The organism is Vibrio sp. 1CM23M, assembly GCF_023161755.1.
In the GTDB taxonomy this organism is placed as follows: Bacteria; Pseudomonadota; Gammaproteobacteria; order Enterobacterales; family Vibrionaceae; genus Vibrio; species Vibrio coralliirubri.
Genome location: NZ_JALNTR010000001.1, coordinates 556896 through 578267, shown reverse-complemented (window position 1 = coordinate 578267; position 21372 = coordinate 556896). Strand labels below are relative to the sequence as shown.

General features: G+C 46.1%; 15 protein-coding genes. 3 read left to right on the top strand and 12 right to left on the bottom strand.

The genetic code is table 11. The features are described from left to right. Positions 1-46 precede the first annotated feature (46 nt). The 5 genes from MSG35_RS02370 to dsrO form a co-directional block, all read right to left on the bottom strand. The gene (locus tag MSG35_RS02370; RefSeq protein ID WP_248382677.1) at positions 47-1108 is read right to left on the bottom strand and encodes a c-type cytochrome; all 1062 of its coding nucleotides are present in this window, start codon (positions 1106-1108) and stop codon (positions 47-49) included. Between the two features lie 9 nt (positions 1109-1117). Beyond that, positions 1118-1759 (bottom strand): c-type cytochrome, encoded by a 642-nt coding sequence (locus MSG35_RS02365; protein WP_048610546.1) that lies wholly within the window; start codon positions 1757-1759, stop codon positions 1118-1120. Between the two features lie 410 nt (positions 1760-2169). Next, complete coding sequence (locus tag MSG35_RS02360; protein WP_248382676.1) at positions 2170-5262, bottom strand: tetrathionate reductase subunit A; 3093 nt, start codon at positions 5260-5262, stop codon at positions 2170-2172. 14 nt (positions 5263-5276) lie between these two features. Next, positions 5277-6425, bottom strand: coding sequence for an NrfD/PsrC family molybdoenzyme membrane anchor subunit (gene nrfD / locus MSG35_RS02355; RefSeq protein WP_248382675.1), 1149 nt, complete (start codon positions 6423-6425; stop codon positions 5277-5279). Continuing rightward, entirely contained in the window at positions 6422-7258 is an 837-nt protein-coding gene (gene dsrO, locus MSG35_RS02350; protein ID WP_248382674.1) for a sulfate reduction electron transfer complex DsrMKJOP subunit DsrO, read from the bottom strand. Before dsrO ends, nrfD begins: the two co-directional genes overlap by 4 nt. Positions 7259-7479: 221 nt before the next feature. Between dsrO and MSG35_RS02345 the strand changes: the two genes are divergently transcribed. The 3 genes from MSG35_RS02345 (at position 7480) to MSG35_RS02335 (ending at position 11480) form a co-directional block, all read left to right on the top strand. After that, entirely contained in the window at positions 7480-9351 is a 1872-nt protein-coding gene (locus MSG35_RS02345; RefSeq protein ID WP_248382673.1) for a sensor histidine kinase, read from the top strand. An 11-nt stretch (positions 9352-9362) separates the two neighbouring features. Then, on the top strand, positions 9363-9965 hold the full coding sequence (locus tag MSG35_RS02340; protein ID WP_248382672.1) for a response regulator: 603 nt from the start codon (positions 9363-9365) through the stop codon (positions 9963-9965). 306 nt (positions 9966-10271) lie between these two features. Next, positions 10272-11480, top strand: coding sequence for a tetratricopeptide repeat protein (locus MSG35_RS02335; RefSeq protein ID WP_248383240.1), 1209 nt, complete (start codon positions 10272-10274; stop codon positions 11478-11480). 196 nt (positions 11481-11676) lie between these two features. Here the strand turns inward: MSG35_RS02335 and sstT are convergent, their stop codons facing one another. The 7 genes from sstT to malT form a co-directional block, all read right to left on the bottom strand. Next, the gene (sstT, locus tag MSG35_RS02330; RefSeq protein WP_048609829.1) at positions 11677-12891 is read right to left on the bottom strand and encodes a serine/threonine transporter SstT; all 1215 of its coding nucleotides are present in this window, start codon (positions 12889-12891) and stop codon (positions 11677-11679) included. Between the two features lie 391 nt (positions 12892-13282). Continuing rightward, the gene (gene rsgA, locus MSG35_RS02325) at positions 13283-14347 is read right to left on the bottom strand and encodes a ribosome small subunit-dependent GTPase A (protein WP_248382671.1); all 1065 of its coding nucleotides are present in this window, start codon (positions 14345-14347) and stop codon (positions 13283-13285) included. Positions 14348-14831: 484 nt separating this feature from the next. Then, positions 14832-15290: a copper chaperone PCu(A)C gene (locus MSG35_RS02320; protein WP_248382670.1), complete on the bottom strand. Its 459-nt coding sequence runs from the start codon at positions 15288-15290 to the stop codon at positions 14832-14834. An 83-nt stretch (positions 15291-15373) separates the two neighbouring features. After that, positions 15374-15970, bottom strand: coding sequence for an SCO family protein (locus MSG35_RS02315; RefSeq protein WP_050620424.1), 597 nt, complete (start codon positions 15968-15970; stop codon positions 15374-15376). Beyond that, positions 15967-16407: a hypothetical protein gene (locus MSG35_RS02310; RefSeq protein ID WP_086773612.1), complete on the bottom strand. Its 441-nt coding sequence runs from the start codon at positions 16405-16407 to the stop codon at positions 15967-15969. The genes MSG35_RS02315 and MSG35_RS02310 overlap by 4 nt, the downstream gene beginning before the upstream one ends. 203 nt (positions 16408-16610) lie before the next feature. Further along, positions 16611-17531, bottom strand: coding sequence for a DUF368 domain-containing protein (locus MSG35_RS02305; protein ID WP_017064236.1), 921 nt, complete (start codon positions 17529-17531; stop codon positions 16611-16613). Between the two features lie 569 nt (positions 17532-18100). After that, positions 18101-20809 (bottom strand): HTH-type transcriptional regulator MalT, encoded by a 2709-nt coding sequence (gene malT, locus MSG35_RS02300; protein WP_248382669.1) that lies wholly within the window; start codon positions 20807-20809, stop codon positions 18101-18103. Positions 20810-21372: the final 563 nt, after the last annotated feature.

Below are 21372 nucleotides of genomic sequence, written 5' to 3'. Positions count from 1 at the left end.
AGCTTAGCTATAGCTGGTGTGAACGGTTCATATTCACTAATACCTATTAATGCTCATGAATCACTTCTTTACCACTCGGATAAGCTTTGGTACCTAGTACATGACCATCAACTTCTTTGCCATAGTAGCCTTGGTGATTGTGGTATCGCTTAGCATTGCCAGCAACATCACCCTTGTATCTAGGATCTTGTGGGCGTTCATGACTATTCACAAATGCAGCCACATCCCAAGCATCTTGAATCGAAAGTTGCTGGCTCTTTCCAAGCGGCATGTTTTCATAGATGAAATAGGCAGCGGTGTTCACCCGGTGCATACCCGCGCCCCAGTTATACGCGTTTTCACCCCACAGTGGTGGGAAGTATGAACGGCCGTCAGATCCTTTAATACCTTCACCATTTTGACCATGACAGGTTTGGCAGCTGGTTTGGTAAACCTTTTCGCCACGCGTTATCGATGGCTCTTGTTCAGGATTAGCAATCTTAGGATAGCCACGGCCTGCCAGTTTGCTTCGGTCATCAATTGGGTATTTGCTTAACAGCTCTTCCGGAAGAGGGAAGCTTTCCGCTTTACCACCGACTTGTAAGTCGGCATCGCTGATCTCAGGAACAGGCGTGTCTTGCATGCCGTTCTTATCTAAGATTCCGCCCATCGCCAGCCAGTATGAATACGCCGTCAGTGCGACCATCTCTTTTGAACCCTCAGCCGGTGGTAGACCATTCATTGAGTAGGTAAAGCAACCTTGGATACGCTCTGCGTAGCTGTTTACCTTGTCGTTTTTAGAACGATACGCAGGGTAGGCCATGTACGCACCCCAAAGAGGGGCTGCGTTAGGCTTCATGCCTGCTTGCATGTGGCAGTTGACACAGTTTTGCTCGTTGCCGACGAATGTACCACGCATCTGTTGTGAATCGACAAACAGGGAATAGCCCAGTTTTACTTTGTCGCCAAATTCCCCATCAGGAATATCTACCAAGTCGCGTGGCACCAGATATTTATTATCTTGTGGTTTTTCAACGGCGGGCAGTTCGGTTTGGCGATCGGGCAACTCAGCTTCGGCATAAGCGATTCCAGAGGCAAGGGTTGCGGTAATTAGAAGTAATGTTTTCATGCGAGCCCTTTAGTATCGGAAAGATGCGAAGTAGTAAGAGAGGTTTTTGATCTCATCGTCGGTCAACTTGCCGGCGATATTACCCATCATGTTTAAATCATCACCCTTACGAGTGCCGTTTTTCCAAGCGTTGAGCTGAGTCTGAATGTAGTCGGCATGCTGGCTCGCTAGGCGTGGGAATTTGTCGACACCCATACCACTTGGCCCATGACAGGTTGCACAAGCAGGAATGTTTCGATCCCAATCGCCTTGGAATACAAGTTTACGATAGGGATTATCGATATCGGCTTGTGAGCCGCGCTGTTCTAAATCGGTGAAGTCGTATGAAGGCAGTGAAGCGAAGTATTCTGCAACTTCACGACGAATCGCAGGATCAGAGACACCATCAGCCATGCCTTTCATGATCGCGCTTTGACGCTCGCCACTTGAGAAAAGAACAAGCTGATGTTCGAGGTAATCAGCATTGAGCCCTGCAAGCATCGGTGCGATGTTGGGCATGCCTTTCCCGTCGGCTTGGTGGCAACCGCTACAGGTTTCTGCGGCTTCTGGCATTGGATTGGGTGCTGCTTGTGCAAAACCGGATAAAGAAAGGCTTCCCAGAGCAGCGATGCAAAGCGTTAGAGTTTGAGTTTTTATGTTCAGCTTAATCATGAGGCGTCGCTATTGGTTGTAATGCACGCATTTTCGACATAATTGGTTGTTCGCGCTATTGTGGATTTCCACATTAATTCACTGGGAACTTGAGGTAAGTCTCACATTAATAACCTCAATCACCATGGTGGTATTGATGTGGATTTCGATAGGCGAATCCAACTGCCGTTAACGAAGTGCAAGGGAACTGCCATGTTCGCCTCGGTGTGACTGCTTGTTAAGGCTCTTTATGGCACCGATTGTATAAGCATAGACGCTTGATGGGGCTAGGTGAGAAACTTGCTGGGAAGTGATGTGAAGAATTGATGGTTTGGCGTGGAAAAGCTTAAAAAAGAAGAGCAACCTCGAATGACGAAGTTGCTCTACTGTGCTCAGTCTTGATTTGACTGAAATAGGGGAGGTTTGAACGTCTAGACTTTGTAGATCTTAGCCGGAAGCGCTTGTCTTGCAGCTGCACCCACAACCCAATCCAACATCACGCCTTTGCCTTCTCTCGTCGGGTCAATCAAGCCTATATCATTGATGTTAACGCCATCGTTCGACTTCATCTTCACAGGTTGTTGTGTGTTACCGATCCAGTGCGCACGCTCACCGAGTTCTTTATGACCAAAGCCGTGTTCAAAGCCTAATGTTCCCGGTTTGATGCCATCAATCACCATCGCCAACGCATGTGTGGTTGAACTCGGTGTTTCAATAGCAAACACGTCACCGGTTTTGATACCCGCAGAAGAGGCGTCTTGCGGGTGGATGTAAACTGGATTTTCCCCCTTGATGGATTCTAAGCGTGGTGACAAGTTAGAGACCGCACTGTGAATGTTGGACTTAAAGTTGGTTAGCGTAAATGGCCACTCTTTTGCTGGGAACTGCTCTGCCAAAGGTGTGCCGTCTGCCAGCTTTTGTGGATACCATGTCGGGCAACCCATGTACTGCTCACCACTGATGGTGTTGCGAGAAGTACCGAGCTTTTCATTCCAAATAGCCAGTGGTTTGGTCCATTTATACTTCATGGTTTCATTGGTGTAGGCATTGGTGGCGTCTTCGAAACGACCGCCACGCGCAAAGATATACGCTACCTTGAGCATCTCTTCAGGCTTGAGTGTTTTGTTCATCACAGGCACTAGGCGTTCTAGACCAGACCAAACAATATCTTCCGCATCGACATTCGGCACGCCACCTTTTACGAACGCTAAGTTAGCAGCCGAGCGCAGGTAGAAGTCTTCAGCGCTATGAATACCGTGCCAGTTACCTTGATTGTCTTTGATTACGTTGTCGCCGAAGCCACCTAGGCCAAGCGTTTTCGCTAGATCAATAAAGAAGTTCTCTAGGTTGATAGCACGTCCGTCTTGAGTGCGTGAGGTTTTAGGTTCGACAATCGGCCAGCGAGCGGTGATCGCTTTAGTTGCAACGCCATGCCAAGGTGTTGCCATGCCCCAGCTTTCGTAGGTCACTGTGTCTGGCACGAGGTAATCCGATAACGCTGTGGTCTCATTGATGAAGGCATCGATAGACACGATCAAACCAAGCTGTTTTGGATCCTTAAGCTTTTCACCCAGCAAGTTGTCTAAACCCGGAACACCATAAAGTGGGTTCGCCATGTGGTTAATCCATGCCTTTGCTCGGTAAGGGTAGCCATCAATTGCAGCTGATAAGTGCTCAGTTAAAAGCGGTGCTGAGATTGGGTACCACGGCGCGCGCGTTGGGTAAGGTGATTCACCTGCGGCAACGCGACGTTTGTATTCGCTGGTTTTTTGATACGGGAACTTGCTGCGGGACAAGAACACACCTTGAGGCTTAGTCTTACCTTTAAACTTGGTAAAGTCGTAACGTGGGCCTGCAACCGAAGTTGGGTAGCCGCCCGCTTTCGCCATCGCACCGCCTTTCGCGTTGATGTTACCGATCAGCGCGTTCAGCATCAGAATAGAGAACGAGTTGTAGAAGCCGTTGGTGTGCATGTTGCCACCGTGAGTATCCACGACTGCTTTTGTCCCGTAGCTGGTAAAGCGTTTCGCTAGCGCAATGATCTGGTCTTGTGGGATCTCACACTGCTCGCTGTAGTAAGCAAGGTCATATTTGAAGGCTTCTTCTTTCAATCTTTGAAGAGAAGATTTAACACGAACAGTCTGACCATCGATTTCTACGTCTTGATCGACGAACAGAGCCGCTTCATTCACCTGAATATGTGATGTTAATAGTGACGTTGTCACATCTAGTGCGATAAATCCGTCATCGTCAGACATCGGTTCGCCTGTTTCTAGCAAACCTATATCCGATGCACGAAGCATACGTCCATTTTGTGGGTGTGATTCGTCACTGATCACGAGGTGAGATGCGTTACACCAGTGTGTGGTGCCTGCTTTCTTCATCGCTTGCGCACTTGGGCGAGACAAGAAGTCGTGATTGTAGCGCTGGTTGTCGATGATCCACTGGATCATACCCAGAACTAATGCTGAGTCAGTGCCCGGCTTGATCGGCAGCCAGTTGTTGCGATCGCCCGCTGCAAGGCTTGAAGATCCTGCCGGAAGGCTTGGAGTGACAATGGTGTAGCTGAGTTTTCCGTTGGTACGAGCCTCAGCCAATTGTCTTGCTTGGCGCTTAAACGGGTTACCCGCTTGAGCCGGAGACATACCGATGAAAAGAATGAACTCTGCGTTGTTGAAGTCAGGCTTTAAGTGCGAGAACTTGTCTAGATCGTTCATGATCGCGCCTGAACCTGCACGGAATGCGTAACCACAGTAAGATCCATGGTGACCAAAGTTGCGTGTGCCGTAGCTGTTAAACGCAAAGCGCTTCAAGATGTCGTCACGACCTTCATTTCCGGCATTGGTCACCAATAACTGGTTCGCTTTTGGGCCGTATTCAGGGTTGTTTGGATCAAGTGGTGTTTCGATGTCGCGAATCGATCGCAAGCCTTCAACTTCGCCTTCTCCGAACAAGTCACCACCTTCGGTGATCTCAGAGATAAGTTGCTCGTAGCTGATCGGTTCCCACTTACCTTCACCACGCTTACCGACACGTTTGAGCGGTTGAGTGATTCGGTATGGGCTGTTTTGGATCTCTAACATACCATTACCACGGGCGCAGGCAGTCGAGCGGTTATTGATACCTGATTCACCAGACAAGCCAATGTAGGCGCCTTTTACTGGTGTTTTGAACGGGATTTGCTGATCACTTGATAGCGGGTGATACGGGTTACCTGAGATACGTAAGATCTCATCATTGCGATTATCGATTCGTACACGCAAGCCACACAGCGTCCAGCAACCAAAACACATTGATGGTGCAACGCGTTGGTTCGGATTCGGCGAGATCTTACCTTGCTCATCGACACTGTATTCCGTCTCTAACGAATTACCGTGGTGGATATGGTTGGTTTTCTTACCCGCGGTGCCATCGATAGCACCGTGAACCATGTGCTTTGTGGTTGTCGCATAACCTGCAGCAAAAGCTCCAACACCACCGGCAGCAAGGCCTGTTTTCAAAAATTGACGACGTTTGTTATCCATGATGATTCCTCAGACTACAAGCTATGTGAGCGGTTAAGTGGTGATGATGTTTTTTGGCTTGGCTTAGATGCTGTTTTTGTCGCAGAGCCAGTTGTTCTTGTCGATCCAGCAGACACGATTTCAGAGGCGAACAACGCAAGTGCTAGCCACAGGCCACACATACCAACAATGCCGAGTAATCCTGCGCTACCCATTGGCAATTCATAAGGGAATGCACCCACATCAAAACGGGGAATGGTTTGAACTTCCATCATGGTGACCCAACGTACCGCCCATGCTGAAACGATGGTCGCAAGCGCAACACAGATAATTCCTAGCTTACTTTGCGATAGGAGTTGCAGTGGCAGCACTAAGATCATGCACAGCAAAATACTGGTGGTCATGATGCCTAGGTTGATACCCCAAGCGTCGTTCTCATACAGATTGAAGTGACCATGGTTAGATGCCCAAATCGACGTAAGAATGATGGCAAGACCACCCGTTAAAGTAATGGTTCTTTGTACGAGCGATAAGTCTGTTGGTTTTAAGCTTGGCTTGCTTGAAGGCAGTAGAGCCCAAATTAACAGCGTTAAGCCCGTTGCAGCAAAGAATGCGGTCGTGAACCAAAGCAGTGGAGAAGCCGGTTGATGCCAAAGCGGTCGGCTCGCCAAAATTGCAATCTCTGCACCTGTATAAAGCGCGATGCTTAGGCCCGAAATAGCCGTCACAGCAGCGAGTGCAATCATCAGCTTTGACGATATTTGCCATTGACCTAGCGTCAACCAAGACAAACGTTTTAGAAATGGGTTTTCACTTTGTTTAAGCTGTGCGATGTCGTCACGCAGGTAAACCCAAGCAGTCGCAACAGCCAGACCAGAGAATAGAGGTAGAAACAAAGAGCCTAATGACATCCATGACCAAGGCGTGATGTGGGCATAGAAGTGCCAAGCACGTCCCGGTTGGTGCAAATCACCGGTTAATGCTAATGGCCCAACAATCGCGCCGATGGCCATCACAAGTACAAGGGCAGAGCGGAATTGATGGCTGGTTGAGTTTTTGAATATCAGTGAAATCAAGAACAGAATAGCCGCTGCGTAAGCTGAACCTATGTAGAAGAAATATTGAACCGCCCACGGTAGCCAAGCGATCTCTTGAGCGGGGACTAACACCTCAGTGATATTCATGCTGTCTCTCCTTGTTTGCCTTGTGTCGCGATTGCCAATTCTTGTTTGCTAGAGGATGAGTTATCGATGGCGGCGGGATCATAAATCGCAGGCTGACCTTCGATATGGCTAACGAAACGCTCGTTCATGCCGATATAGAAAACATGTGGGTTGGTATTTTGCTCTGGCTTGAGCACCTTGATGTCGTCTTGGTTTTCATTAAGCAGGCGGTTGATCTCGCTGTTTGGGTCTTTGAGGTCACCAATAACGCGCGCACCACCAACACAGGTTTCGACACAAGCGGGCAGTAAACCGTCTTCAAGGCGGTGTGCACAGAAGGTGCATTTGTCTGCGGTAAAGGTGTCGTTATTGATGAATCGAGCGTCGTAAGGGCAAGCTTGAACACAGTAAGCACAGGCTACGCAGCGTTCGTTGTCGACCATTACAATACCGTCTTCACGTTGGAAGGTCGCTTGAACAGGACAAACCTTAATGCACGGAGCATCGTCGCAGTGGTTACACAGACGAGGCAACATGAATGACTTCACGTCTTGTTGAGTAGTCGAGCCATCATCAAGGGAGACTTCATACTGTTTTACGGTGGTTCTGAATTGGCCAATTGGCGCTTGGTTTTCAACGCTACAGCCAACAGTACACGCCTGACAGCCAACGCATTTACGTAAATCAACCGCCATGGCGTAGCGTTTACCTACTTCACCTTTGCGGTCAGGTTGGTTGTTATTGCGAATGGCTGTGCTTGCGACTGCGGTGTTGATTCCGGTGATGGGAATGAGCGCAGCACCAGCGGAAACCTTGCCGAATTGGCTGAGAAACCGTCTTTTCAATGAGTCCATGTTGGTACCTATAAATGGGTATTCTATCTGTTGGGCTCATTGTCAGATTTTGGGCGTACGCGGGGTATTGTGGATTTCCACATACCCAGATCAAAGTTGATCTAGAACAAATGTGGTTTTACCAATCTAGCTGTTATGCTTTGTTTAAAGGCTCTATTTAACGTGTCGTTAATGCGTTATTTGAGTGTGAATATGCCGTCAGTATGGAGAAAGATATTTTAGTGACAGTCCGAAACCTAATATCAATCGTTAGCCTTTGTTGGTTGAGCTTAACCTCAGGAATCTGTTTAGCCGCGCAAACGGAGCAAGAGATTACAACGACAAGCACTGTTGAGTCGGAGCAGGTTATTGAGGTCGGTGTGCTGGCTATCCGAGGCAAGCTTTCCGCACAGCAGCGCTGGCAGCCGATGATGGATTGGTTGTCGGAGCGCATTCCCAGCAAACACTTTGTTCTCAAGCCTTTCAACTTGGAAGAGATGGCTGATGCGGTAAAAGGTGTTGAGGTCGACTTTGTCATCACCAACCCGGGTCAGGCGGTTCGATTAGGGCGTCAATATGACCTCTCTTGGATGGCAACCATGACCAGCCATAACTTCGAAGATCGAAGCATCAGCAATACTCGAAGTATTGGTTCTGCCTTGGTAGTGAGAAGAATGTCACCTTATATCTCGCTCGAACAATTAAGCGGTAAGCCGATTGCGGCAGTATCTGAAAATGCATTTGGCGGCTATCTAACAATGCGTTATCAAGTAATGCAACAAGGGCTTAATCCCAACCACTTTTTCTCTAACACCCAATTTTTAGGTTTCCCGATCGACGCCAGTTTGTATCAACTGCGTGAAGGGCACATTGAAGCGGCTGTTGTACCAAGCTGTTTAGTTGAGAACATGATCAGTGAAGGTTTGCTGGTGGCGGGGCAATATCGAATTATCGAGAATCAAGCGCCAGAAGGATTCCGATGCCAAGTGTCTACGCCGTTGTACCCCAACTGGTCGTTCGCCAAAACAGAGCGGGCTTCTTCTGCACTGGCTAAGCAGATGAGTCAGGTGTTATTTGCGATGCCTAAGAGCAGTGCACCGGCCATTGCAGCGAATGCATCGGGTTGGACGTCACCGACAAGTTTGCTCTCAATAGACAAGCTTTATCAACAACTCGACATGCACCCACTGCAACAACCTTGGTGGAAAGAGGCGTTAATCTGGCTCAAATACAATCAACAGTGGGCATGGGCGTTCTTTATTATGGTGGTGTTACTGAATGCTTACCATTTTTGGTTGGAATACAAATTCAGCCGCAGCAAAAAACAGTTAGAAGCCACGTTGCACAAGCTGAAAAGCAAGAGTGAACAGTTAGAACATTCACAACGTATCGCAGTAGTTGGTGAACTTGGAAGTAGCTTAGCACACGAGATCAATCAGCCTTTGGCCGCAATTCGTAACTATAGCGAAGGTGGTTTACTGCGGATTTCGAAGAACAAACCGCTGACTGATATCGAGCCTGTATTTGAGAAGATCCAGTCGCAAGTGGACCGTGCAGATGCAATCATCCAGCGCTTGAGAAACATGATCAAAAAACGCTCATCAGAGAAGTCTCAGACCGATATCGAGCAGCTGCTTACAGACACCATTGAGTTACTGCAATTTCGATTACAGAAGCACAAGATAACCATTGAACGTTATGCTGTGGGCAAACCTATCAAGCTAAATGTTGACCCTGTGGGTTTGCAACAGGTGATTGTAAACCTGATCAACAATGCAACGGATGCGTGTAATGCACAACAGCATCGCGAACAAAGCGCTGCGTCTGATATTGATAACAAAAACAGTGAGCCAGCGACAATTAAAGTGATTACCGAGTATCAACCGGATAAAATAATGTTGTCGATTATCGATAACGGAACGGGCTTAGATTTCACTGAACAAGAAGTGACTCAAGCCTTTGTGAGCAGCAAAGAAAATGGCTTGGGGCTTGGGCTCGCGATTTGCCAAGATGTTATTGAAGATCACAGTGGTCAAATGACGATCACGTCACTCACCCCACATGGATGTCATGTTGCGGTGACACTGCCTTCCTCTCTTTCAAATGATTCATAAGGAATCTTGTTATGTCTGAACTTCATCAAAGGCTTCCGGTCTATGTGGTTGATGATGATGAGTCGATGCGCGACTCGTTGGTGTTCCTATTAGAAGAGCATGATTTCACTGTGTCAGCTTTTGAAGATGGCCCGAGTTTTTTAGACTCAGTGGATTTGAGTGCGGCGGGTTGTGTGGTTTTAGACAGCCGAATGCCAGAGATGAGAGGGCAGCAAGTTCATGAGTTGATGGTAAAAGCGCAGAGCCCACTGTCGGTGATTTATCTGACGGGTCACGGTGATGTGCCAATGGCGGTTGAAGCCTTACAAGCCGGCGCGGTGAACTTCTTTCAAAAGCCAGTGAAAGGCAATGAGTTAGCTGAGGCGATCAAACAAGGTTTGGATGCTTCTGAAAAGCACTTATACATGAACGTGTATCGCCAAGCGTACGCGTCGTTAACCGAGCGTGAGATAGGCATCCTCAAACAAATTATCGACGGTAAGCGTAACCAGAAAATAGCCGATGAATTGTGCATCGCAATGAGAACCGTGGAAGTACACCGAGCGAGTTTGATGAAGAAGTTTTCTGCGAAAACGGTCGCTGAGTTAGCATACATTTATGGGCAGCTTACCTAACCATAAGTGTAAGAGGTAGAGAGTGGGAAATCATTCCCTTTACTACAGATTTTCTGGTGAAAGGTGGTCTTCATAAGTAATCGATATTGAAGCAAGATCACATCATTTATGGAGTGCATACGGATAGGTCTAAGTAGACTTTTTATCGTTATGTATTCCTGAGATACTGAACTGAGTTCATTTTAGGGCGGAACGTTTTAATAACGGCGCTTTTCCCTGTAATTCGAAACATTCACTATAGGTTGATAACTCCTCGACACCGAGGCTGATATCAACCGAGTTAGGTTAAAATATTTTATGAGTACAATGGGAATCGCAATTGGTGCGACGGCTCTTTCGTTAATACTTGTCGCCGTGTGGCTGATCTCTTTATCGCTAAGAAAGCAGCGCTTGGAACAAGAACGTAAGGCTCGTGCTGTCGCTTACCGAAAAGCGATTGAAAAAGCGCGCATACAAGAGCAAAAAGAGCGTCACTTCAAAGCCGAAACCGGCCATATACCGTCGATTTTGTATTTGGCAAAAGAAGCGGAACGTAACAATATTAAGGAAGCTCTGTATTGGTACGACAAAGCGGCGCAACTCGATAATATCAATGGCATGTACGGCATTGTGCGCCTAAGTATGAAGCGTAAAGAAGACCTGATTTTAAGAGAGAAAGCCAACTTTTGGCAGTTAGCAATCTCTGCTTTAGACAATGACGTATCGGCGAAATTCGAGATGGGCAAAGCGCTCGTCTTTGGTCGTGGAACCGATAAGAACATCCCTAAGGGTTATACCTATATTGAAGAGTCTGCGGCTGGTGGTAATACCGAAGCGATGCTGTTTATCGGTGACTGGTGTCTCGATAAAGAAAACCCAGACTACTCAGCTGAAAGCTCTGTCGAGTGGTACCAAAAGGCTGCTGAAAAAAATAACCTAGATGGCAAGATCAAACTCGGTATGAGTTATTTGAACGGTGTGGGTGTTGAGCCTAACCATGGCGAGGCTGTTTACTGGTTTGAGACAGCCGCAGAAAAGAACAGTGCAGAAGCGATGTTTAGAGCAGGCGAAGCTTGGATCGACCATGGTGAACACGGCAACGCCATCGCTTATATCTGGTTATTCCTATCAGCTCATTTTGGTTACTCAGAAGCCAAACATTTGAGAGATAAAGTAGGCGGGGAGCTTGGTGTGGATGCTGTCGTGGGCTTACAGGCTCTGACTAAGCCGATAATGACTAAGCTGACCCAAGAAGCAATCACTAAGCACTCAATCATTAAAGCGCTCAACAAGCTCTACAAGCGTAATATACCGATTCCGAAGAAAGTGAAAGAAGCGTCTGATGAAGAAGGTGAGGCGCTAAATGTAGATGCGAGCCATTTAGATACTCAATCGGCGAGTGCTCAAGATACGAATGTTGATTACAGCCAACAGGTCAATGCCGATCAGGTAGCAACAGATAAACCAGCTAGTCAGAATAGTGGCTCTTTAGATTTCAGCCAGTCTGCTGTTGAATCTAACTGGAACAGAAACTAGTAAATTGCACTCATTGATTGTGTACGGTTGATAGGTCTTTTTAGCTCTAATCGAGACACTCAAGACAACAAAAAGGGAAGCTGATGCTTCCCTTTTTATTTATGTGCTATTTGCTTTTAGAGCTTAGAGCTTAGAGCTTAGAGCTTAGAGTGAAAGCCTAATGGCTAATGCCTAATGCCTAATGCCTAAGAGCTTATTAAGCTTTGTTTTGCTCAGCTTTACATACAGCCGCAGTGAACACGACGTCTGTTGAGCTGTTAAGCGCTGTTTCAGCTGAATCTTGAATCACACCGATAATGAAACCAACCGCTACAACCTGCATCGCTACATCGTTAGAAATACCGAATAGGCCACATGCTAGTGGGATAAGCAGCAGTGAACCGCCAGCAACACCCGATGCGCCACATGCCGAAATTGCAGCAACAAGGCTTAATAGAATCGCAGTGAAGATATCAATCTCAATACCCATTGTGTGTACAGCAGCAAGTGTTAACACAGTGATAGTGATTGCAGCACCCGCCATGTTGATCGTTGCGCCTAGAGGAATAGATACAGAGTAAGTATCTTCGTCTAGGTTTAGCTTCTTACAAAGGTTCATGTTCACTGGGATGTTTGCAGCACTTGAACGAGTGAAGAATGCCGTTACACCAGATTCACGAATACATTGCAGTACAAGTGGGTATGGGTTCTGTTTTGTTTTTGCAAATACAAGCAGTGGGTTAACCACAAGTGCAATGATCAGCATTGAGCTTAGTAGAACCGCTAGCAGTTGACCGTAGCTTGCTAGTGCATCGAAGCCCGTTGTTGCAAATGTTGTCGAAACAAGACCGAAGATACCAAATGGCGCAAGACGAATAATGAAGCGAACAATGTGTGAAACACTGTGGCTAAGGTCTTCGAAAACCGCTTTGGTTGTTGCAGATGCGTGGTGCAGTGCAAGACCAAGACCGATTGCCCAAGCAAGAATACCGATGTAGTTCGCGTTCATTAGTGCGCTAACTGGGTTATCGACAAGCTTGAATAGAAGGGTATGAAGAACTTCCGCGATACCTTGAGGAGGGTTAGCACCTTCAGCGCCAGCAACCAGTGTCAAAGTGGTTGGGAACATGAAGCTCAGTACTACAGCAGTCAGTGCAGCAGAGAACGTACCAATCAGGTAAAGCACAATGATCGGACGCATATGAGTATGCTGACCTTTCTTTTGGTTTGCGATAGAAGCTGCAACAAGAATGAATACTAAAATTGGGGCAACAGCTTTCAGAGCACCAACAAACAGACTACCTAGTAGGCCTGCATCTTGAGCTGCTGAAGGAGAAACCATGGCGAGAACGACACCGAAAACAATACCAGCAAGGATCTGTAGAACGAGATTTCCACGAGCGATGCGGGCGAGCATGTTGTGATTTTGCATAAAATACCTGCAATTGTTAATTTATTATAGTGATGTATCTTTTTATAAAGTTGTACCAAATCCGACTATACACTAGTGGAATGGGCGGTCATATTAGCGGGATCTAAGAGGGTGTCTAGGAATAGTTTACTTTTAGGGTGATTGTTTGCGCTACGTGGTGTTTTTAGATCTAAATGTTAAGTAAATGTATTTTGATTGAGCTATAAATCTACAAAATGACATTTAATAGACTTAATATACTGTAAATTTGGAAATGTAAACGGCTATTGGTAAGAACATTGTGTGCATAAATAGTCACACTAAGACCAAATTGAAACAAAAAGCCCCACGTGTTTAACACTATGGGGCTAAGCTTGTCTCAAATACAACTTATAGTCGTTAACTTAAAGGTTTAGTCAGAAGCTTTTTTAAGATTTCGACTTTCTGATTGAACGGTTTTGTACATCTTCGAAAGCTGCTTACTGTTAGCACGTTGCTCTGCCAATGAAGCACCATTTCTGGCTTGCTCTCGCAATAGCTTTTGATAGTTATTAAATCGTCTTTCAGACAACTCTCCATTCTCAATGGCTTTGCGTATTTTGCATCCAGGCTCGGACTCATGATGGCAATCAGAGAAGCGACAGTGCAAAGCTAACTCTTCGACATCAGAAAAGGTTTCGCTTACCCCTTCGGCGCAGTCTGCAAGTTGCAACTCTCGCATTCCTGGCGTATCAAGCAGTAAGCCGCCCGATGTCAGTAAATGCAGTGAGCGTGACGTCGTTGTGTGTCGGCCTTTGCTGTCGTCTTCACGAATGCCACCCGTGGCTTGCTGAGTCTCCCCAAGCAGTGAGTTGACCAGTGTAGATTTCCCAACACCAGACGACCCCATCAAAGCCACCGTTTTTCCCGTTTTACACCAAGGTGCTAATACTTGAGTAGAGTCTTGGTCTAGGCTATTAACGGCTTCGATCATCAGCATCGGATCTAAGCTTTGCACTTGCTGTACTTTGTCTTGGTAGTCGTCACACAAGTCTTTTTTAGTGAGTACGATAACGGCTTCAACTTGCGCTTCATTAGCGAGAGCGAGATAACGCTCGATGCGGCTTAGGTTAAAGTCGTTATTTAACGAAACTACGATAAAAACCGTGTCGATATTGGCTGAAATATATTGTTCAGCTACGCGACTGCCAGCAGCTTTACGGCGGAAGAGCGATTGACGGTCTAGTAAACGGTCGAATTGCAGATCGGAGTTCAGAATTACCCAGTCGCCAACGGTCATTGCCGGTTGGTTTTGGTGGATGGGTAGAACAATTTCACCTTGCTCTGACGCTAAGGTATAGCCATTACGGTGATGTGCGACGATACGAGCAATGACGGAATAGTCATAGTCTTCGAGTGTCAGTTGTTGTTGGAATACAGGTTGCCATCCAAGTTGTTGAAGTGACATTGGATGAGAAAATGCGTTTTGTGAATTCATGTTTATTTACCCAGACGTGCGAGCTTTCTTTTCTTGTGAGAGCATTAAAGTCTTATCAGTGCATTAACATCTTGTGAGATCTCAGGTTGTTGACGAGATCAAAAAGCGTTGATGAGATAAAAGCATCGAAACGTCAAAAATGTTTTGAGCTTGGGTCGAATTCAAATAGATAGGACCCCGGATTGAGTCATGCTTACAGGCATGCAGATATTGATCACTTACGATCAACAGTAAACCGGGTAAAAGTGTGCGGTCGTCAATGGATGACGATAAGTTGGTATGTCGGTGTTTAAGTTTGATTAACCAAACAAATTAACGCGTTACTTTTACTGCCAGTTTTAGTGTGTTCATTACAATCATCTTCTATTCTCCTTGGTTTATTAATGTGTTCAGGCTTTGAATAAAAAGCGCACTCAGTTTAACAAAAAGCCACGATGGCGAGAAGTCATCGTGGCTTAAATTATTTTATCAATTGTGAATACGGTTAATGATGGTCGTGGTTCATCTTTTTCATGCCGCTCATCACTTTCTTCACGGGTGCGTCGAAGGTCTGTGTTTCACCATTGGCAAAGGTCAGTGTCATCTCGATTTGCTCACCTTCTTTTAGGCTGCTTTTTAGGTCGAACAACATGATGTGTAGGCTACCTGGTTTAAGTACCGCTTCACCATTTGCTGGGATTGTAATTTCTTGAACTTGGCGCATCTTCATTACGTCGCCGTCAACGATAACATCATGAAGCTCTACCTTGCCTGCTGCGGGTGTGGTCGCAGAAACGATAGCGCGATCTTTGTCACTGTGGTTCATCAAAGTTGTAAATACTGCGCTGTTCACTGCTGAAGGCGGTGTTGCACGAGCGTACGCGTCGTGAACCATAATGTCGCTATTCGCGTGAGCAAAGGGAGTGAGCAATAAGCCTGCTAGAGCAAGTGCTTTTAACTTCATGTTGTTGTCCTTATTTTTATGTTTTGGTCTGGGACCTGACTTTATGTTTGAACTTTATTCGTTAAGTTCTTTGTTCTTACGTTTTACTGCGTCAATTGGTTGATGGCCTCAACAATCGGCGCTGGCGTTAACGTATGCGGCACTTTAGTAATCAAGGTGCCGTCGGGCTTTAAAAAATAAAAATATGAGCTGTGGTCAAGGGTGTATTCCAACTCTGAACCTTCCAGCTCGGTCTTTCTGAAAATAACACCGTAGTTGTGTGCAAGCGTGGTTGTCACATCTAACGGACCACTTAACCCTTCCATCATTGGGTGGAAGTATTGTGCGTATTCGTATGAGGCTTCTGCTGCATCGCGCTCAGGGTCAAGAGAGACAAACATCGGGCGAATCTTGGCTTTTGCTTCGTCAGAGACTTGGTTAAGTGCACCAGCTAACATTGCTAGTGAGGTAGGGCAGACATCTGGGCAACGTGTGAAACCGAAGTAAACGATACGAATTCTGTCATCGGTTTGGTCAAAGATTTCGGTTGGCTGGTTATCTTTGCCGAAAAGGGTTGTTGCAGAGAATTCTTGTTTTGCAGCGTGTTGCTCTTGAGCTTCGTTTTGCCCATCAAGATAGCTTTTGACACCAAAGCCAAGTACAAACGCTACCACTAATGCTAACGACCAATTCTTACTCATCTTGCCATCCTTATTGCAGGGTTTACGGTTTCAACACCATCGGTGAGTTCGCCAAGCCAAGTCATTTTATCCATGGTGCACACAGGTAAAATCACGTCACCTTCATAGGTATTGTCGCCAATATTCTTTAATTGAAAACGTGCCGAGCCCATTTCCATCTCTAAGCCAGTGAGTGACAGCATTAATGTGTCAGAGGCTGCGCCTTGCCAAACTACTTTGATTTTACTTGGAACGAGTGGCTGTGCCGTCTCACTATCGAGTGTCATCGCCACCGCATTTTGCTCACATGATGTGGTTGAAAGCATGCAGTAATCATCCAAGTTGACGTCGGCAGTTGAGTGCTCCATCGCTGATTTAAACTGCTGAATTGCTTGCGGCCCATAAAAGCCTGCCACGAGAGCGATCCCAACAGCAGCAACCTTTAATGCAGAGTGCATGTCGTGTTCTCATCTAATTTTATAAGAGCGGCGATGTTATCATACCCCTCAATACGTGCTTGTATCAAAAAGCAATTTTGTGCGTATGGTAGAACTAAAAAAGCGAAGCCATTGGCTTCGCTTTTGTCTGTTTAATAGATATGTGAGCTTAGTATTTCTAAGTTCTATCCATTCTGAACATGTTCCAGAAATACGTTGAATGATTAGTCAGCGTTACGCTCTGCGAACTTCTCCAGGCCTAAAACCAATGCAATCGCAGCAAACATCATCACAATCGCCATGACCAACTGAGAAGGCTGAGAGGTTACCGCTTCAAAATCAAACGGTGATAGGTTTTCTTGAATCAGAGGAACTTGTTCACCTTTTGAGTTTGTGCGCCAGCTGATGGTCTCTTTCCAAGGCCAGATCTTAGGCAGCGTACCGATCATCAAACCGGTTAAGAACACTAATGTGAAATCACGGAATGAACGCAATAGCCAAGACAGTACGTGTGAGAAAGTCAGCAGTCCGATCACACAGCCCGCAAGGAATAGCGCAAGTACATCGACTTGAAATGATTTAACGGCGCCAAGCACGGGGCCATACATGCCAATCAGGAGCAGAATAAAGCTGCCTGAAATACCGGGTAAAATCATCGCGCAGATAGCAATCGCACCCGCAATCAATACGTTGATGCTGGTTGGCTCCATTTGCAGCGGTTTAAGCACGGTAATGCTATAAGCGAAAGCAACGCCAAGCAGCAAAAACACGAAGCGAATCATATCGCGTTTCTCTACTTGCTTAAGAATATGGAAAACCGATACCAAGATCAGGCCGAAGAAGAAAGACCACAGTGGAACAGGGTGGGTGACTAATAACCAAGAAATCAATTTTGCGAATGTCGCAATGCTGGTGAATACGCCCGCGAACAGTGAAATTAGGAAGAAACCATTGATGTGATTAAACGCGGCTTTGAAGCCTTCGCGTTTCCATAAGCCAAGTACGCTAGGGTTAATTCTGCGAATGCTTTCTAACAGCGTATCGTAGATACCAGTGATGAATGCGATGGTTCCGCCCGACACGCCAGGAACAACGTCTGCTGCGCCCATAGCCATGCCTTTGAAAAAAGTACTTAAGTAGTTCATTGCTTCATAGAGTTGAGGATGATTTTGTGCAGTATACAAACTTTAGTGTAAAAAAAGTATGAATATGCTTTTGGGGAAAGGCTTTTATTACTCTATTAATTGTAACTCAATAAGTTGAAGTGAATATTTGCCTAACATTTATATAACAACCACTTAGTGATTTGTCATTAAGAGCAGAGATGAAACTGATCTCTTATCGATATTGCATCTTGGTTGCATTATGCAAATGCACTTTGCAATTCGCATGACAAATTCATGGTTTTTATGCGATGCAGGGCTTATAAAACGTCGAATAAAAGTTGGCACGCTAACTGCATTCTATACATTGACCCTTCTTAAGCCGAGGGTCACCTAGCCAACTGACGTTGTTAGTGAACTTATGATTTGTTCACAAATATATAGAGCCAATCGCGATTATTGCGGTTGGCTATTTTTTTGCCTGTCATTTGGTGATTGTCTTTTTTCATTTCCCGTTCCTACATTTTTAGGCTCTAAACTTCAGATGAAAAAAAAGCCAGCCATCATCGGTGACTAGCTTAAGTTTGTCTCGAATCAATCTCGAATCCGTTTTAGTACCCCATCAACTGCAGCAAGTTCTCCGCTGTGCTGATTGCTTCTTTACGGTTAGCAATGTTGAGCTTTTGGTAAAGGTTACGGATGTGAGTCTTGATCGTGGTACCCGCTACATCCAGCTCTTGAGCGATCTGCTCATTACTGAATCCTGAATAGATCAGACCAAGTACTTGCCATTCACGCTGGGTGAGTGGGCTAGTTCGCACCAGCTCAGGAATATTCGGGTGATTAACCAAGTTCTCAACAAAGTCTTCATCGAAATGCACCGAACGACTGCGTTGCGTAGTTGAGATATCCTTCATGATTTGTTGCGCGCGGTGACGTTCTAAATCACCTAAGCCAGGCTTGTTGCTCAACTTATCTAGGATATGCCCGATAGTCCCACCGTCGACTAAGAAGTTACCGACCATACCGGTTTGGTTAGTCATATGAAGGGCTTCTTCAAGCAGTACTCGTGCGCTGTCTTCATCGTTAATTTGTGTGCGTAACACGGCTTCAACGATCAAGTTGCGGTTGGTGTCTGTAATCAGGTGCGAACGCTGGGCTTCACTCTTAAGGAAAGTCAGCGCTTCTTCCGCGTCTTCATATTGCTCAAGGATGATGTGAGCACGAACGATGTTTCGCCACTGAAGTTGGCAGAAGTGGTTGCTTGCCGATTCAGGTCGAACCGCCACACTCAGCCAATCACGGATAGCTTCTTTATCGCCTTTTACTTGCCAGAACAGAATCAAAGATAGAGAAGCGTTCGCTGTCCAATCTACGTGGTAAGTCGATTGACGCAATAGGTGCTGAATCTGGTCAATAAACTTCGACGCTTTATCAATCTCGCCGCGGCTCAATGAAATACGAGCCAACATAGAGTAGCTGTGTAGATGTTTACTCGGAGAGTGGTGTCCAAGAATATCTAAGCCTTTGTAGCAACACTCTTCCGCTTCATCTAGTCGGTTCCAACACCAGAAGATCTGAGCGCGAACACGCAGCAAAAATTCATGCAGAGGCACGTATTGAAGCTGGTGCTCTTCAATCAATTTGAATGCACTGTCTTGTAGCTCAAATGCAGCTTGAACATAACCTTGAGCAATCAAGATTTCGCTTTGTTGCAGAATCGCCCACAGAGCCTGATGGTAAACCTGATACTGACGTGCCAGTTTTTCTGTTTGTTGCATCATCGGTAGCGCACGGCTTAGGTTACCCATTACGTGATTCACTTCGCCCACAACTGAGGTCGCGACAATGCGGCTGCGATAAACGGTGGTGTTCAACTGACTCAATGAAAGCTCAGCCAATTCCAACGCTTTCTCAGGCTCATTGCTGTTGATGGCTACTTGTGCACGTAAGGCGTTGTATTGGCCTTGCTGCTGAGTATCGAGTTCAATGTTTCGAGCTTGATATTGAGTCTCAGCCTCTTCCAGCAAAGTACCCACTTGATCATAACGGTGCTGACTTTGTGCAAGCCATGCACGTAGCATCGAAAGCTTTGGCTCGCTGTAGAGTTGATCGGTAGTCAGTTGCTTGATCGCCATCTCTAAAGATGAAAGCTCACCTTGGTTGAACATCGGCCAACCGTGTTCAGTCAGGATTTGAATGATCAGTTCTGGATCTTCAGCGCGCTGTGCGTGACGTAGTGCTTGGTGTGGTGTGTTTTGCTTGATCCACGCTTTTGCAGCACTTCGATGCAGTTCTGCTTCTTGCTGAGGAATTCGAGCTTGGCGCTCATGTGCGAGGAATTCACCAAACAAGTTATGGAAGCGATACCAGTTCTTTTCACCTTCAAGCGGGTAGATGAACAAACCAAAACGGTTGAGTGATTCGATCATACCTAACGCATCTTCACGCTGTGTAAGTGCACACACAAGTTCATCGTTGAAGTGATCAAGCACTGAACATTGCATCAAGAACTGTCGGGTTTCTTTGTCTAGCAGGTCGAATACTTCTTCAACCAAGTAGTCCCAAAGATGGGCGTGATTAAAGTGAGAGAACGACTCTGCGGACTGTGCAAGAGTGCGTTTTTGGTGTTGTGCTTGTAGCGCGATAAGTTGCAATGCAGAAGGCCAACCTTCTACATAACTACAAATGCTATCTGCCGTCGTGTCATCAATGCCGTCGGCTACGCGTTGGTTGAAAAAGCGTGTGGTTTCTTCGGTATCAAACGCCAACGAGTCATTACCTAATTCGATCATTAAGTCACGAACGCGCAGGTTTGCTGTACCAAGTGGTGGCGTACCACGACTGGTGACAACCAACGTTAGGTTATCGGGCATGTGTTTGAGGAAGAAGCGCATGGCTTCGTGGATGTCGTCATTGTTGACCAAGTGATAGTCATCCAACACCAGAAAACACTCGTGATGGAATTCCGACATCTCGGAAAATACTTCACTTAATAAAGAATGCAGCGATGAAAACTGTCGTTTTTCTGCCAGCTTTTGGGCATTCGGACAGGCATTTTGAGTCGCCTTATTAAGTGATTGAAGTAGGTAGTTGATAAAGCGGAAGGCATCGTTGTCGCTATCATCAATGCTGTACCAACCCACATTGGGTTTATCTACCAACCATTGTGCAGCCATGGTGGTTTTGCCGTAGCCCGCTGGAGAGCGGAACAACACAAGCTTATAGCAATCTGCATTGTGAAGCAGATCGAGAACCCTAGGTCGTAGGATTGCATTATGTAAGCGGCCGGGACGAGTCAGTTTCGAAGGGATCCACATATCGAAGTTTTACACCTATTCCGTGGCTATGTTCTGGAATATCCCAATCTATCGTTGAGTGCACTCCAATGACATTAGCCTAATTACTTAAGTCTTTACTCATATTACGTGAAGCCAAACGTTACCGACTATGATCCTCCTCAGAAACCTTGCGCTCCTGCATGTTTTTGGGTGTCTACGCCCTTTATTTGAGACTTTGCTCACGTTGCGGGTTGGTTTGTGAATGTGACTTCGTTCATCCCTACACGGGAATCTATGCAAAAGATGAGAGTTGGAAATTATTTTCGTGATCTGAATATCAGATTTGACAATGACTTTAATCTGGTTAAATAAAAGTCACATCAATTGAAGTTAAGTTATCGAACGGGAGCTTGTGATCTTAGTCACTCCAAGTTTTTGTTCTCAGTCAGAACATGAGAGTCAGATCACTAACCCTAAGTCGGTACGCCCCCTACGCCCTCCCATCTACTCCTAGTCAGTTGCATTAGCGGGAGGATGTTTAGTTTATGGTGACCATGCACGATATGTCACAGATGAATTAGAACTATTAAAAGCGAGATTTC